This window comes from Plantibacter sp., from assembly GCF_059073635.1.
Map to the genome: position 1 here is coordinate 389,350 of NZ_JCACOF010000001.1, position 14,708 is coordinate 404,057.

The window sequence follows — 14,708 nt, forward strand, 5'->3', positions numbered from 1 at the left end:
CGCATGACCGCCACACCACGCAGCACGTCCCGACCCAGACGGGTCTGGGTCATCGCCGCCGTCAGCACCGCTGTCGCCCTCGCGATCGGGCTCGCCTTCCGGCCAGGGCCCTCGACGCTTCCCCCCGAGGCCACCGGCGACGCCGAACTCGCGGCCACCGTCCGCGAGCTCGCCGGCCCCGACCGCAAGGCCCTGCTGGCCGTCGTCGTCACCCCGGACGGCACCCGCACCGCGACGATCGGCGCCCAGCCGGACACCCGGTTCGAGATCGGATCGGTGAGCAAGGCCTTCACCGGACTGTTGCTCGCCGACGCGATCGAGCGCGGCGAGGTCACCCCGGACACCAGGCTCGGTGAGCTCCTCGAGCTGGGCGACGCGCCCGCGGCGGACGTGACCCTCGAGCAGCTCGCCACCCACACCTCCGGCCTGCCCCGGCTGCCGATCGACCTCTCGACGATCCTCTCCTCGACGTGGTTCGCGCTCACGACGGCGAACCCCTACGGCGAGGACCTCGACCAGCTGCTCGAGCAGGCGCGGTCCGCATCCCTCGACACCCCGAAGGGTACCTACTCCAACCTCGGCTTCGAACTCCTCGGTGCCGCCCTCGGCTCGGCCGCCGGCACCAGCTACGCCGACCTCCTCGAGGAACGGATCACCGGTCCGATGGGGCTCGACTCGACCAGCCCCGTGAGCGATGCGGCCGAGCTCGGCGACCGCGACCTCCTCGGTGAGACCGCCGGCGGACGGACCGCCGCCGCATGGACCGGCACGGCGATCGGGCCCGCCGGTGGCATCCGCTCGGACACGGAGGATCTCGCGCGCTTCGCGGAGCGACTGGCCGACGGCAGCGCGCCGGGCATCGAGGCGCTCGACCCACAAGCGGCGTTCGGCGATCGCGAGATCGGCTGGGCCTGGATCACCGATCGGAAGGCGATCGACGGTGAGGACCTCGTCTGGCACAACGGCGCCACGGGCGGCTTCGCGTCCTTCGTCGGCGTCGTTCCGGCGACCGGCACCACGGTGGTCCTCGTCTCAGCGACCCAGGAGTCGGTCGATGCGGCCGGCGTCGCCCTCCTCGAGCAGATCGGAGCAGCACGATGATCGAGATCCTGATCCCCGCCGTCGTCGCCCTCGTCGTCGCGTGGGTCCTCGCCCTCCAGGTCGTCCACGCGTGGAGTACGGGACGCTGGGCGGCGACCGAGCGCTACCGACTGGTCGTCGACGCGGTCGACAGCATCGTGATCCTCGCCCTCGTCCGCGCCCTCGCCGCGCCGGTCGGCGTCTGGTCCTGGGCGTGGGTCCTCGCCGTCGCGATCGTCGGCTTCGGACTCGCAGGCGCAGCACTCCGCTGGAACACACTCCCCTGGCACGCACCCAAGCCGAAGCGGACCCTCGACGAGCACGGGGCGACGGTCGAGACAGCCGTCGAACCCCGCACCCGCGGTCGGCAGGTCCTGTCGGGGATCTACGCCGTCGTCGGTGCCGCGATCGTCGCGCTCTGCTGGTGAGCGACCGCAGCCCGCGGTCGGGTCAGGCGCCCGGGAGCACGAGCCCCTTCCGCAGGGTGACGTTCCCGTACTTCCTGGTCTCGCCCGTGCGGATGATGAGGAACGCCGTGGCGGCCTCGTCGTAGTAGGCGAACCGGTCGACGAAGCGCACGGCGTCCTCGGTCGTGCCGGCGGCGGCGATGAGTTCCCGCTGGACGTCGAGCACCGTACCGTCGGCACTCGTCATGAGGTCGAGCACGGGCTCGTCGTCGAGCGGGATCACCGTGCGCACCGCTCGGAGGACCTCCGGCGTCGACAGCGTCGGCAGCACGACGACGCGTTCGCCGAGCCGGGCGGCCGGGAAGTGCGCGTCGGCGATCACCACCGCGTCCGAATGTCCCATCGCGTCCAGGTGCAGCAGCAGTTCGCCGCTCAGCACCGGGTCGATCCCTGTCAGCATGGTGACCTCCTCGTCATGGTTCCGTGTCCATCCGTCTGCCCGATCATGTCAGTCCGTCGCGCCGACCGGCCCGCGGGGGTCGAGCCGGTAGACGCGCGTCGCCGTCCCGCCACGCAGTGCATCGCGTTCCGCCGGCGACAACTCGTCGACGAGACCGGACAGCTCGTGCCAGACCGCACCGTACCCGCCGCTCGTGACGGTCATCGGCCAGTCGCCGCCGAGCATCAACCGCTCGGGCCCGAAGCAGGCGAGTGCGGTGTCCCAGGCCCGACGCACGTCGGCCGCCACGAACGGCCGACCGGCTCGGTTGAGGCCCGACACCTTGGCGACCACGTTCGGTGACGCCGCCGCCGCGGCCAGCTCGGTCGCCCATCGTTCGAAGGCCTCATCGTCGCGCGGCGGCTTCGCGAGGTGGTCGACGACGATCGTCAGCCCCTCCTCCAGCCGTGCGAGTCCGGTGGCGTCACGGAGCAGCCGAGGGAAGGCGTTCGGGAGGTCGAGCGGAAGCCCCCGGTCCGCGAGGACCGCCGCCAACCGGCGCGCGGGTGCTGCCAGGAGCAGGCCGTCCCGGGGATCGTCGTGCAGCAGCTGACGAACGCCGCGGAATCGTGGATGCACTCCCCAACGGTCGAGCAGTTCCTCGGCCCGCTTCGCATCGTCGATCGGCACCCAGCCGACGACGCCGGCCACCCAGCTGAAAGCGTCCGATGCGCTGAGCATGGACATCGTGTCGAGCTCGGTGTCGTCGGCCTGGACGAGGATCGCCGCATCGACGCCGGCCTCCCGCAGCTCCGCGGCCGCGCGCTCCGGCGTGAAGTCCTCGCGAAGTGCCTCGTCGGCCGAAGCGAGCCAGTGATACCCGTCGGCGCGATTCCACAGATGGAGGTGCGCGTCGATCGTCCGCATCAGCCGAGCAGCCCTCTGGTGCGCAGCTCCGTCCAGAAGGTCTCGGGGATCGGCGCCTCGAAGCGCTCCACGTTCTGGATCATCTGCTCCGGCCGCGAGGCACCGACCGCGACCGTCCGCACGGCGGGGTGGCGGAGCGGGAACTGGAGGGCGGCTGCGGGCAGTTCGACCTCGAACCGACGGCAGATCTCGGCGATGTCGACGGCGCGGTCGAAGACCTCCGGCGGGACGGCACCGTACTCGTAGCGTCCGTCGCGGTCGGGGACGGCGCGGGCCAGCAGGCCGGAGTTGAACACCGAGGCGGCGACCACACCGACGCCGTGTTCCAGGCAGGCGGGCAGCACCTCCTCGGCCGCCGGTTGCTCGGCGAGCGTGTACCGACCGGCGATCATGATGAGGTCGGTCAGGCCCGTGCGCACCGCGGCGAGGAGTGCGGCGACGTCCATCGACCCGATCCCGACCGCCCCGACGAGTCCTTCGTCGCGGAGGGCGGCGAGCGCCGGTATCCCCTCGGAGATCCCGGACTCCGGATCGTTGCGTTCCGGGTCGTGGAGGTAGAGCACGTCGACGTGGTCGAGTCCGAGTCGTTCGAGGGACTCGTCGAGCGAGCGACGCACGCCGGCCTCGCTCGCGTCCCACTCGCGCCGCACGGTCGCCGGGACGACGAAGTCGTTGTCCGTGTCGAGCGCACCCTCCCCCGCGGGGTTCGGCACGAGGAGGCGGCCGACCTTGGTGGACAGGACGTACTCGTCGCGGGGCTTCGTCCGCAGGAAGGCGCCGAGCCGACGCTCGGAGAGACCGAGGCCGTAGTGCGGAGCCGTGTCGTAGAAGCGGACGCCGTGTTCCCAGGCCGCATCGAGGATCGCCCAGGCCTCCTCATCGCTGAGCTCGCGGTAGAGGTTGCCGAGGTTGGCGGCGCCGTACGCGAGCCGCGGGACGAGGAGGTCAGGCACCGGCGCCCCGGAAGGTGAACTCGGCGATCGACGTCGCGAGCATCTCCGAACCGCCGCCGGGGGCGACCGGCGCGCGGTACCGGCCGGCGACGATCTCGACGGGCTCGACGAAGTGCTCGTGCAGGTGGTCGACGAATTCGATCATGCGTCCATCCTCGCTCCCGGACACGGCGATGAAGTCGAACATCGAGAGGTGCTGCACCGCTTCGCACAGCCCGACGCCACCGGCGTGCGGGCAGACCGGGACACCGAACTTCGCGGCCAGGAGGAGGATCGTGATGTTCTCGTTCACGCCGGCGACCCGCGTGGAGTCGATCTGGAGCACCTGGAGGGCGTCGGCCTGCAGGAACTGCTTGAACATGATGCGGTTGGCCATGTGCTCACCGGTCGCGACCGGGATCGGGGCGACGCCGCGCGCGATCGCCGCGTGGCCGAGGATGTCGTCGGGGCTCGTCGGCTCCTCGATCCAGGCGATGTCGTAGGGGGCGAGTCGGGACATCCAGTCGATCGCCTCCGCGACGTCCCACCGCTGGTTGGCGTCGACGGCGATCCGGATGTCGGGTCCCACGGCGTTCCGGGCGATGGCGAGGCGACGGACGTCGTCCTCCACATTCCCGCCGACCTTGAGTTTGACCTGCGCGAATCCGTCCGCGACCGCTTCGCGACACAGGCGGTCGAGCTTCTCGTCGGAGTAGCCGAGCCACCCGGGCGTGGTCGTGTAGGCGGGGTACCCGGCGGCGAGCAGGGCCTCGGTCCTGGCCTCCCGTCCCGGTTCGGCGCGTCGGAGGATCGCGAGGGCGTCGTCCGGGGTGAGGACGTCGCTCAGGTAGCGGAAGTCGACGAGCTCGACGAGCTCCTCCGGCGTCATCGTGGCGAGCAGCCGCCAGAGCGGCAGGCCGGCGCGTTTGGCCTTGAGGTCCCAGAGCGCGTTGACGACGGCGCCGATCGCCATGTGCATGACGCCCTTCTCGGGGCCGAGCCACCGGAGCTGGGAGTCGTAGACGAGTTCGCGCCAGAAGGACCCGAGGGCGTCGAGCACGGGCTCGACCTCGCGACCGAGGAGGTGGTCCCGGAGGGCGTGGATGGCTGCGACCTCGACGTCGTTGCCGCGTCCGATCGTGAAGACGAAGCCGTGGCCCTCGTGGCCGTCGTCCGCGTCCGTCACGAGCCGCAGGTAGGCGGCGGAGTAGTCGGGGTCGGGGTTCATGGCATCCGAGCCGTCGAGGGTGGTCGAGGTCGGGAACCGGACGTCGTGCGTCTCGAATCCGATGATGGTACTCACGTCGGCATGCTCCTTCGGGCTGGTGCCACCGAGCTTAGACATCCGATGTCTGGGCTGTCAATGCGCTCAGCGTGGACCAAATCACCTGTTGCAACGGCCGGGTCGGGCGGTAGAGTTCAGACGTTATCGGCTACGGAGCCGGGTCCGCACGCGGGCACCGGCGGAACCGGAAGGACCAGCATGCGCTTCGCCAGACTCGGCCCCGCGGACGGGGAGACCCCCGTCGTGTTCGCGGGCGACACCGCCTACGACCTCCGATCGATCACCCCCGACATCGACGGAGCGTTCCTCGCCGGCGGCGGCGTCGATCAGGTTCGCGCCGCCCTCGAGTCGGGTGCGCTCCCCGTCCTCGACGGCGCCGACGAGCTCCGGATCGGCGCTCCGATCGCCCGGCCGAGTGCGGTCGTCTGCATCGGGATGAACTACGCGGCGCACGCGGCGGAGTCCGGATCCGCTCCGCCCGAGATCCCGATCATGTTCCTGAAGACGCCGAACACGGTCGTCGGCCCGAACGACGACGTCCGCATCCCGCGCGGCAGCACGAAGACCGATTGGGAGGTCGAGCTGGGCGTCGTCATCGGCGAGCGCACCTCCTACCTCGACAGCCCTGAGGACGCCCTCGGCCGCATCGCCGGCTTCGTCACCGCGAACGACGTGTCGGAGCGCGACTTCCAGATGGCGGCGAGTGGCGGGCAGTGGTCGAAGGGCAAGTGCGCTCCGGGCTTCAACCCGACCGGCCCGTGGCTCGTGACGCCGGACGAGGTCGACGCCGGCGCCCTGCGACTCCGCAGCTGGGTCAACGGCGAACCGCGTCAGGACTCGAGCACGGCCGACCTCATCTTCGACGTCGCCACGGTCATCTGGCACCTGAGCCAATACCTGCAGCTCGAACCCGGCGACCTCGTCCTGACCGGCACACCCGAGGGCGTCGCGCTCTCCGGCCGCTTCCCCTACCTCGCACCGGGCGACGTCTGCGAGGTCGAGATCGAGGGCCTCGGCCGCCAGCGACAGCGGTTCGTCGACCCGGTCCCTGGAATCGCGCCGGCGGCCAAGCCGGCCGAGGCACTCGGAGCCCGCGCATGAGCGCCGCAGACACCGGCGAGTTCGACGGACTCGTCGCGATCGTCACCGGCGGCGCTTCGGGGATCGGCGCCGCGATCGTCGAACGCCTCGCCGCAGCTGGCGCGAGCGTCGCGATCCTCGACCTGAACCCGTCGCCCGACGAGGACTCCGCCACCCGCCTGTCGGTGCGGGCGAACGTCGCCGACGACGCGTCGGTCCGCGCGGCGATCGACGCCGTCGTCGCACGGTTCGGCCGCCTCGACATCGTCGTGAACAACGCCGGTATCGGCGCGCAGGGCACCATCGAGTCCAACGACGACGACGAGTGGCACCGCGTCTTCGACATCAACGTGGTCGGCATGGCTCGCGTGACGCGCGCGGCCCTCCCACACCTGCGCGAGTCGCCGTCGGCCGCGATCGTGAACACCGCGTCGATCGCCGCGACGGCGGGACTCCCCCAGCGCGCGCTCTACACGGCGACGAAGGGAGCCGTGCTGTCCTTGACGCGAGCGATGGCCGCCGACCACCTGCGCGAGGGCATCCGGGTGAACTGCGTCAACCCGGGCACGGCCGACACCCCCTGGGTTGGCCGGCTGCTCGACAGCGCCGCCAGACCCGGCCGCAGAACGCGCCGCACTCGAGGCACGCCAGCCGCATGGCCGACTCGTCGCCGCGACCGAGGTCGCCGGTGCCGTCGCCTACCTGGCGAGCCCGCGATCAGGCTCGACGACCGGCACCTCGATCGCCGTCGACGGCGGGATGCAGGAGCTCCGCCTCCGCCCCGAGTAGCGAGGGCCGAGTCCCGATGCCGCCTCACCGTTCACAACGCAGGAGCGCCCCGGCGGTTCTCCCGCGAGACGGCCATCCCCAGGCCGACACGCCTGACTCCTCCTGAATTGCGAACGGCATGGACCGGACGGGTCCGATCGTGCAGAACTCAGGCGCACGCCGGCGCGTCCCGCCACCGAGGGGATGATCCGGCTCGACTCACCGGGACGCTCCTGAATTGCGAACCCGGGGCCGAGGATCAGGCGGGCGAGCTACCGGTCGGTGTCGGGGCGCGGCCACGCGGCGACGAAGCGCTCGAGGTACGCGGCGAACTGCGCCGCCTCCTCGGGCGCGAATCCCGAGAGCGCGGTCGTGACCGCGTCGCGTCGACCCCGGTGCGCCTCCTGCAGGACCGCGCGGCCGGCGGCGCTCAGCTGCACCACGCTGCGTCGACCGTCGTTCGGGTCGACTGCGCGAGCGACCTCGCCGCGCTTCGTCGCTTCGGCCACGAGCCGGCTCGCGCGGGGCTGGTCGACACCGATCGACTCCGCGAGCGCACTGATCCCCATGCCACCGGCCGCCTCATCACGGGCGAGCGCGTCCAGCATCCGGAACCGAGCAGCCTGTGCGATCGCCTGCTCGCGCGGGTGACGGGCGCCACCGCCGGGAGCCCAGGGCCCACCGAAGCCGGGTCCGAAGCCCGGACCGCGCCCGCGCCCGCGTTCATCCTCAGCGCCGCCGTCGGCGTCGTGCCGATGACCGCCCCCGTGCTCATCGTGGTGGTGATGACCGGGCCCACCGCGCCCACCGCGTCCGCCGAACCGACGGCCTGACTGGTCCCGTCGGATCTGGACGAGGGCCTGCTCGATCATCTCCACCGGGTCGGTTGCTGTGGGTTCGCTGGGCTGCGCTTGACGATCGTCGGACATACATGTCATTATACATTTACATGTAACAGAGCATGCAAATAAGGAGACCACCCATGAACACCCCCACGACTTCCCCAGAGCAGTCCACCACCCAGTCCGCCGAGCGCCCGCTCGGCTTCTGGCTCCGCACCGTCGATCACGCGCTCAAGCACTCGATGCACGAGGTGCTCGCCGAGGACGGCCTCGGCCGCCGCAGCTGGCGCACGCTCGAGCTCATCGCCTCCGGCGCGTCGAGCGTCGAGGAGATCGACGCCTCGCTCCCGCCACACCGCCGCGGACCGCGCGGCCCCGAACGGTTCGGCCGCCGCGGCGGGTTCGGCCCCGGTCGCGGCTTCGGTCGCCCCGAGCGCACCGCCGAGACGACGGCGGACACCGCATCCGCCGAGCGTCCGAGCGGCCACGAGCACGGCCACCCCGCTCACGATCGGGCCTTCGGGCGCGGCCGCGAGTCCGGTCCCGGCTTCGGTCGTGATCACCGACCCGGCGGCGCACCGTTCGGCCCTGGCCACGGCCACCACCGCGGCCCTCGTCGCTCGACCGCGGACATCGTCATGGACTTCGCCGCCCGCGGCTGGGTCATCGTCGACGCCGACGGCATCACCCTGACGGACACCGGTCGCGAGGCGCACGACGCGCTCCGCACCAAGGTCGACGCGGTCCGCCAGACCGTCGCCGACGCCGTCTCGCCCGAGGACCTCGCGACGACGCTCGCCAGCCTCGAGAGCATCGCCCGAGCCTTCGGCCGGGACGAGCACACAGCGCACGAGCACGGCCCGCGTGGTCGCTTCGGTCGCGGCCCTCGCAGCGAGCGCTGACCGGCCGCCGGCGTCTTCCGCCCATGCGGACCCCAGCCGAACACCATGCACAGAGCCCCGGGCAGCAATCGCTGCCCGGGGCTCTCTCCGTTCGACCCACCGTCCCGTTCTCAGGACTCCGTCGCGTGTCGCCACCCACACCAAGCCCGACACACCCGACATCTCCTGAGTTGGGGACGACCGGACCACACGCGACCCCGGCGCCCCTATCTCAGGACTCCGTCGCGTGTCGCCACCCACACCAGCCCGACACACCGGACATCTCCTGAGTTGGGGACGAACGGACCACACCCGACCCCGGCGCCCCTATCTCAGGACTCCGTCGCGTGTCGCCACCCACACCAGCCCGACACACCGGATATTTCCTGAGTTAGGGACGGCACCACTTCCGCTACTCCGTGAGGCCGTTCGCCTTCGCGACGTTCCCGAGCCACGCGAGGCTCGGCTTCGGCGTGCGCACGAAGGTCTCGCGATCGACGGCGATGAGGCCGAAGGTCGGTCGGAAGCCGCTCGCCCACTCGTAGTTGTCGAGCGCGCTCCAGTGGAGGTACCCCTCGAGCTGGATCCCGTCCTGGATGCAGGCGTGCAGCTCGCGCAGGGCGCCGTCCGTGTAGTCGATCCGACGCGTGTCGTCTGAGGTCGCGATGCCGTTCTCGGTGATCATGATCGGCACCCCGCCCGACAGCTCCCAGGCGCTCCGCACACCTTCGGCGGCGGCCGGAGGGTAGAACTCCCAACCGGTGAGCGTCGTCTCGACGCCGTCCTCGACGGGCAGCGGACCCTTCGGCCCGATGAACGTGCGCGTGTACGCCTGGACGCCGAGGAAGTCGTCGCCGGCGGACTGCTCGAGGTACCAGTCGTCACGCGGGTAGCCGTACTCGCGCAGCATCTCGTCGGAGCCCGGCTCACCGTTCGACCGGAACGCCTGCGTCGCGATGGTCCAGCCGGACTTCAGGCCGGACACCTGCGAGAGCACCTCGCGCGAACGCTTGTGGGACTCGAGGAGCGCGTCGGCCACGAAGAGGTCCGGGTTCGGCAGGCCGTACGCGACGAGGTTCGCCGCGTCCTCACCACCGGCGAGCATCGCGGCGATGTTCGGCTCGTTGATGGTGCAGACGTGATCGACGCCCTCGCCGACGATCGGCAGGGTCAGCTCGGTGTACCGCGCGAAGAGGTCGGCGGCGTCCTTCGCCCGCCAGAACCCGTCGCGCTCGAACCAGCGCGGCACCGTGAAGTGCATGAGCGTGACGACCGGGTTGAGTCCCAGCTCGTGTGCGGTGTCGACCATGCGACGGTAGTGGTCGACCTCGGCACGCGAGACGATGCCGCGCTCGGGCTCGATCCGGGCCCACTCGATGCTGAACCGGTAGGTGTTGAGCCCGGCGTCGGCGAGCAGCTGCATGTCCTCGCGGTAGCGGTGGTAGCTGTCCATCGCGTCACCCGAGGGCTCGACGATGTTCGTCCCGGCTTCGTGCTCGTGCACCCACCAGTTGCTGTTGATGTTGTTGCCCTCGATCTGGTGGGCAGCGGTGGCGGCGCCCCAGAGGAAGCCGTCGGGGAAGGTCAGCACGGGTGTTGCTCCTGTTTCATGTAGAGGTGTGGCCCTTCGACAAGCTCAGGGACCGGGAGGAAGACCGGGCCCTTCGACAAGCTCAGGGACCGGAAGGGGTGGGCGCCAGGGGCCGGGAGGGGGGCGCAGGGACGGGACGGGCGTCAGCGCTTGGCGCGGGCCGGGTTGGGGACGGCGTCGAGCAGCTGGATCGTGTACGGATCCTGCGGGTGCTGCAGGACGTGCGCGGTCTCGCCACGTTCGACGACGCGACCCTGGTTGAGGACCATGATGTTGTCGGTCACGAGTCGCGCCGACAGCAGGTCGTGCGTGATGTAGAGCATCGAGACGCCCCACTGCTCGCGCAGGTCCTCGAGCAGCGCGAGCACACCGGCACGCAGCGACACGTCGAGCATCGACACGGGCTCGTCGGCGATGAGCACCTGCGGGTCGCTCGCGAGCGCCCGGGCGATCACGACGCGCTGCCGCTGTCCACCGGAGAGCTGGTGGGGCAGCTTCGCCGCGAACTGCTCGACGGGCGAGAGGCCCACCGTCTCGAGGAGTTCGAGCACGCGCTTGCGCACCGCGTCGCCCTTCAGCCCGGTGAAGTTCACCACCGGACGGGTGAGCGTGTACTCGACCGTGTGCAGCGGGTTGAGCGCCGCATACGGGTCCTGGAAGATCATCTGCACGTTCTTGTGCAGGTTCCGGATGCCCTTGCGGTTCAGCTGGGCGACGTCGAGGTCACCGAAGCGGACCGCACCGGAGGTCGGCTTCTCGATGCCCGTGATGAGCTTCGCGATGGTCGACTTGCCGGAGCCCGAGGCCCCCACGAGCGCGAGCGACTGACCGGGTTCGAGCGTGAACGACACGTCGTCGACGGCCGTCACCGCTGACTCACCGCGGCGCGGCGGCGGGTAGACCTTCGAGACGGCGTCGACGATGACCGCCGACTCGGCCGAACGACCGGCGCGCGACGACGGCCTTGCCCGACTCGGAGCTCGCGCTCGTCGCGGTCGGGACGCTCGTCGTGGTGCCGGACACCGGAGCAGTGCCCCGGTTCGCACGCGAGGGGAAGCCGGGCAGCTCGACGACCGCGGCGCGCGGGTCGGCGTAGTGACTGAGCAGCATCCGCGTGTACGGGTCCTGCGGACGCTCGAGGATGTCGCGACTCGGGGCGTCCTCGACGATGCGACCCTCGTGCATGACGAGCACGCGCTGCGTCGCCTCGAGCACGACGCCGAGGTCGTGGCTGATGAGGATGGCGGTGAACCCCTCGGCCTGCTGCAGCTCGGTGATCGTGTCCATGATCGCGTGCTGCACGAGGACGTCGAGCGCGGTGGTCGGCTCGTCGAACACCATGAGGCGGGGCTCGAGCGACAGGGCCAGTGCGATGGACACGCGCTGACGCATGCCGCCGGACAGCTCGCCGGGGAAGCGCGCGAGCACCTGCGGCGTCAGCCCGACCTTGTCGACCAGCTCGGCCATCCGGGCGTCCCAGCGGTCGCGGGAGACGTGGCCGTGCGCCTTGAAGATGTCCACGAAGTGGTTGCGGATCGTGCGGACCGGGTTGAGCGCGTTCATGCCCGACTGCAGCACCATGGCGAAGCCGCCCTGACGCTGCTCACGGAGCGCCTCGTCGCCGAGCTCGCGGATGTCCTTGCCACCGAAGAGGATCTGCCCGCCGTTGATGCGGGCAGGCGGCTTCTGCAAGCGGGTGGCCGCGAAGCCGAGCGTCGACTTCCCGGAGCCGGACTCGCCGACGAGCCCGATGAACTCACCGGCACCGACGGAGAACGACACGTGGTCGACCGCCTGGACCGGCGCGGCGCCGACGGACTCGTAGACGACGGACAGGTCGCGGACCTCGAGGAGCGCTCCGGTCCCGGCTGCCGGCGCGGATGCGCTCTCGGCCTGGAGGTTGACGGCGTTCATCGTGACTTCCCTTCACGGAGGCGCGGGTTGCTGATCGCGTCGACACCGAAGTTGATGAGGGTGAGGCTCATCGCGAGGAGCGCGATGCAGAGACCGGGGGCGAAGAGGAGGATCCACTGACCGGTGAGCAGGGCGTTGGAGTTCTGCGCCCAGTAGAGGATGGTGCCCCAGCTGACGATCGACGAGTCGCCGAGGCCGAGGAACTCGAGGCCGGCCTCCGCGAGGATCGCACTCGTCGCGGCACCGAAGAAGCCACCGGCGATGAGGGACGTCATGTTGGGCAGGATCTCGTTGAACACGATGCGGAACGGTCGGTCGCCGGAGAAGCGGGCCGCGGTCACGAAGTCACGCGAACGCAGCGACTGCGTCTGGCTGCGGAGCACGCGGGCACCCCACGCCCACCCGGTGATGACGATGACCGCGACGATCATCACGAGCCCACCGTTCTGGAGGTACGCGGCGATGACGATCATGAGCGGCAGGCCGGGCACCACGAGGAACAGGTTGACGATGAAGTTCACGACCTCGGCGCCGAAGCCCTTGATGTAGCCCCAGCTGAGGCCGATCAGGACGGCGACGATCGTCGACAGGATGCCGGCGATGAAACCGACCGTGACGCTGATCTGCGAACCGTAGATGAGCTGGCTGAGGACGTCCTCGCCCGCCGCTGTCGTCCCGAACCAGTGCTCGGGACTCGAGTCGGCGTTCCGGGGGAACCCGTCCTGGCTCGCGCCGTACGGTGCGAGCACCGGGGCGAAGATCGCGACGAGGATGAAGAACGCGAGGATGATGAGCCCGAGGCGGGACTTCCAGTTGGCCCAGAGCGTCGCCGCCGATCGACCGATGAAGGCGAACCTCCGCGGCGGACGGACGGGCTGCGTCGGACTGCAGTGTCTTGACGTGCTGTGTGGTGGTCATCGGCGGGTCCTTGGGTCGAGTACGCCGTACAGGATGTCGACGAGGAAGTTGGCGATGAGCACGCTCACGGTGATGAGCAGGAAGAGCGCCTGCATGAGCGGGTAGTCCTGTCCGATCACCGCGTTGAACAGGAGGAAGCCGATGCCCGGGTATCCGAAGACCTGCTCCACGAGGATCGAGCCGCCGACCACACCGCCGAGCGCGAGCCCGAAGCCGGTGAGGTTCGGGAGGATCGCGTTGCGGGCCGCGTACTTGATGGCGACCGTGCGACCACGGAGACCGTTCGCCTCGGCGAAGGTCACGTAGTCGTCACCGAGGGTGTTGATCATCGCGTTGCGCATGCCGATGATCCAGCCACCGAGGCTCGTCACGAGGATCGTCAGCGCCGGCAGCACCGCGTGGTACGCGACGTCGACGATGAAGTCCCAGGTGAAGGCAGGCGAAGCCGTCGGGCCGAAGGCACCCGAGGTCGGGAACCAGTGGAGCACGTAGCCGGCGAAGAACAGCAGGAGCAGTGCGGTCCAGAAGTACGGGAACGTGCTGGCGAAGGTGCCGCTCAGCGTCGGCAGGGCGTCGAGCCAGGTGTTCCGCCGCCAGGCCGCGAGCACGCCGATGAGGGTGCCGAGGATGAAGGCGACGATCGTCACGATCCCGAGCAGGATGATCGTGTACGGGAACGCCTGCCAGATGAGCTCACCGACCGACTGCGGGAAGAAGGTGTACGAGACCCCGAAGTCGAGCGTGACGACCTGGTGGAGGTACGTGACGTACTGCTCCCAGAGGTTGCCGCCGGGGACACCGAGTTGGGCCTCGATCGCCGCACGCGTGGCCGCGGAGACCGGGCCGTTCTGCGCGAGCTTCGCGATCGCGGCGTCGGTCGGGGAGCCGGGCATGAGCCGCGGCAGGAGGAAGTTCAGCGTGACCGCCGCCCACAGGGTGAGGACGAAGAGGCCGAGTTTGCGCACCATGTACACGGTCACTCACCGTCCTTCCGGAGCTTGAGGTGCGTGAACACGAGGAGCGGGGTCTGGTCGTAGGTCTGCAGCGGTGCGTACGGGTTGTCCGCATCGGGCCAGCCGGTGAACTTCTTGTCGTTGTAGAGGCCCCAGAGTCCGCCGTAGTACATGCCGATGACCGGGAAGTCGCTGTAGACGATCTGCTGCATCTGGTGACTCAGCCCCAGGCGAGTGGCCTCGTCGGTGGTCTCCTTGTACTGGGCGAGCAGCTGGTCCATCTGCGGGTTGCGGTAGCGACCGAAGTTGCTGGACGTCGTCTCGCCGATCGGCTTCGCGAACTCGCTGTTGAAGCTGTTGTTGAAGCCCTGGAACATGATGCCGTTGCCCATGCCACCCATGGCGACCTCGAAGGCGCCGCTCTGGATCGCCTGCTGGTACCCCGGCGGCTGCGGCTGCTTGATCTGCACGTCGATGCCGAGGGCGCCGAGCTCCTTGCGGACCTCCTGGACCGCGCGGAGCCAGTCCGCGTAGCCGTTGGCGGTCGTGATCGAGAAGCTGAACTGCTTGCCCGCCGCGTCGACGAGCTTGCCGCCCTGCTGGGTGTACCCGGCGGCCGCGAAGGCCTCGAGGGCGCCGGCGGTGTCCTGCGTGATCATGCCCTGGTTCGGCAGGGTCGGGTCGAGTTCGT

Annotated in this window: 15 protein-coding genes and 1 pseudogene; 5 read left to right on the forward strand and 11 right to left on the reverse strand. The window is 70.1% G+C overall.

Translation table 11 applies throughout. The features are described 5' to 3' along the window. Positions 1-3 precede the first annotated feature (3 nt). Together AC5JOC_RS01815 and AC5JOC_RS01820 are read left to right on the forward strand one after the other, a co-directional pair. Complete coding sequence (locus AC5JOC_RS01815) at positions 4-1,101, forward strand: serine hydrolase domain-containing protein (RefSeq protein ID WP_494245001.1); 1,098 nt, start codon at positions 4-6, stop codon at positions 1,099-1,101. Beyond that, entirely contained in the window at positions 1,098-1,508 is a 411-nt protein-coding gene (locus AC5JOC_RS01820; protein WP_192019299.1) for a hypothetical protein, read from the forward strand. The genes AC5JOC_RS01815 and AC5JOC_RS01820 overlap by 4 nt, the downstream gene beginning before the upstream one ends. Positions 1,509-1,530: 22 nt before the next feature. On the opposite strand, the gene AC5JOC_RS01825 is transcribed toward AC5JOC_RS01820, so the two are convergent. From AC5JOC_RS01825 to AC5JOC_RS01840, 4 genes are read right to left on the reverse strand one after another with little or no spacing between them, the layout of a single operon-like run. Beyond that, the gene (locus AC5JOC_RS01825) at positions 1,531-1,947 is read right to left on the reverse strand and encodes an RbsD/FucU family protein (RefSeq protein WP_085511960.1); all 417 of its coding nucleotides are present in this window, start codon (positions 1,945-1,947) and stop codon (positions 1,531-1,533) included. 48 nt (positions 1,948-1,995) lie between these two features. Beyond that, positions 1,996-2,853, reverse strand: coding sequence for an amidohydrolase family protein (locus tag AC5JOC_RS01830; RefSeq protein WP_494245003.1), 858 nt, complete (start codon positions 2,851-2,853; stop codon positions 1,996-1,998). After that, positions 2,853-3,806: an aldo/keto reductase gene (locus AC5JOC_RS01835; RefSeq protein WP_192019297.1), complete on the reverse strand. Its 954-nt coding sequence runs from the start codon at positions 3,804-3,806 to the stop codon at positions 2,853-2,855. Before AC5JOC_RS01835 ends, AC5JOC_RS01830 begins: the two co-directional genes overlap by 1 nt. Beyond that, on the reverse strand, positions 3,799-5,088 hold the full coding sequence (locus AC5JOC_RS01840) for an L-fuconate dehydratase (protein ID WP_494245004.1): 1,290 nt from the start codon (positions 5,086-5,088) through the stop codon (positions 3,799-3,801). Before AC5JOC_RS01840 ends, AC5JOC_RS01835 begins: the two co-directional genes overlap by 8 nt. A 180-nt stretch (positions 5,089-5,268) precedes the next feature. Between AC5JOC_RS01840 and AC5JOC_RS01845 the strand changes: the two genes are divergently transcribed. Both AC5JOC_RS01845 and AC5JOC_RS01850 read left to right on the forward strand, forming a co-directional pair. Next, positions 5,269-6,171: a fumarylacetoacetate hydrolase family protein gene (locus AC5JOC_RS01845; RefSeq protein WP_494245005.1), complete on the forward strand. Its 903-nt coding sequence runs from the start codon at positions 5,269-5,271 to the stop codon at positions 6,169-6,171. Next, a pseudogene (locus AC5JOC_RS01850) lies at positions 6,168-6,939 on the forward strand (SDR family NAD(P)-dependent oxidoreductase). The gene AC5JOC_RS01845 and the pseudogene AC5JOC_RS01850 overlap by 4 nt, the downstream one beginning before the upstream one ends. A gap of 251 nt (positions 6,940-7,190) precedes the next feature. Here the strand turns inward: AC5JOC_RS01850 and AC5JOC_RS01855 are convergent. Then, entirely contained in the window at positions 7,191-7,856 is a 666-nt protein-coding gene (locus AC5JOC_RS01855; protein ID WP_494245007.1) for a MarR family winged helix-turn-helix transcriptional regulator, read from the reverse strand. Positions 7,857-7,900: 44 nt separating this feature from the next. Here AC5JOC_RS01855 and AC5JOC_RS01860 point away from each other — a divergent pair, with 44 nt between their 5' ends. Continuing rightward, the gene (locus tag AC5JOC_RS01860; protein ID WP_494245008.1) at positions 7,901-8,662 is read left to right on the forward strand and encodes a hypothetical protein; all 762 of its coding nucleotides are present in this window, start codon (positions 7,901-7,903) and stop codon (positions 8,660-8,662) included. Positions 8,663-9,053: 391 nt separating this feature from the next. Here the strand turns inward: AC5JOC_RS01860 and AC5JOC_RS01865 are convergent, their stop codons facing one another. The 6 genes from AC5JOC_RS01865 to AC5JOC_RS01890 form a co-directional block, all read right to left on the reverse strand. Continuing rightward, a complete protein-coding gene (locus AC5JOC_RS01865; RefSeq protein ID WP_124768561.1) occupies positions 9,054-10,232 on the reverse strand; it encodes a glycoside hydrolase family 1 protein in 1,179 nt (392 codons plus the stop codon). A gap of 143 nt (positions 10,233-10,375) precedes the next feature. Further along, positions 10,376-11,101 carry an ABC transporter ATP-binding protein gene (locus tag AC5JOC_RS01870; protein ID WP_494245010.1) on the reverse strand — a complete coding sequence of 242 codons (726 nt, stop codon included), beginning with the start codon at positions 11,099-11,101 and terminating at the stop codon, positions 10,376-10,378. A gap of 7 nt (positions 11,102-11,108) precedes the next feature. Next, positions 11,109-12,146, reverse strand: coding sequence for an ABC transporter ATP-binding protein (locus AC5JOC_RS01875; protein WP_494245012.1), 1,038 nt, complete (start codon positions 12,144-12,146; stop codon positions 11,109-11,111). Further along, entirely contained in the window at positions 12,143-12,991 is an 849-nt protein-coding gene (locus tag AC5JOC_RS01880; RefSeq protein WP_494245168.1) for an ABC transporter permease, read from the reverse strand. The genes AC5JOC_RS01875 and AC5JOC_RS01880 overlap by 4 nt, the downstream gene beginning before the upstream one ends. Positions 12,992-13,060: 69 nt before the next feature. After that, positions 13,061-14,032 carry an ABC transporter permease gene (locus tag AC5JOC_RS01885; RefSeq protein WP_085512196.1) on the reverse strand — a complete coding sequence of 324 codons (972 nt, stop codon included), beginning with the start codon at positions 14,030-14,032 and terminating at the stop codon, positions 13,061-13,063. A gap of 8 nt (positions 14,033-14,040) precedes the next feature. Then, on the reverse strand, positions 14,041-14,676 hold the full coding sequence (locus AC5JOC_RS01890) for an ABC transporter substrate-binding protein (RefSeq protein ID WP_494245014.1): 636 nt from the start codon (positions 14,674-14,676) through the stop codon (positions 14,041-14,043). Positions 14,677-14,708: the final 32 nt, after the last annotated feature.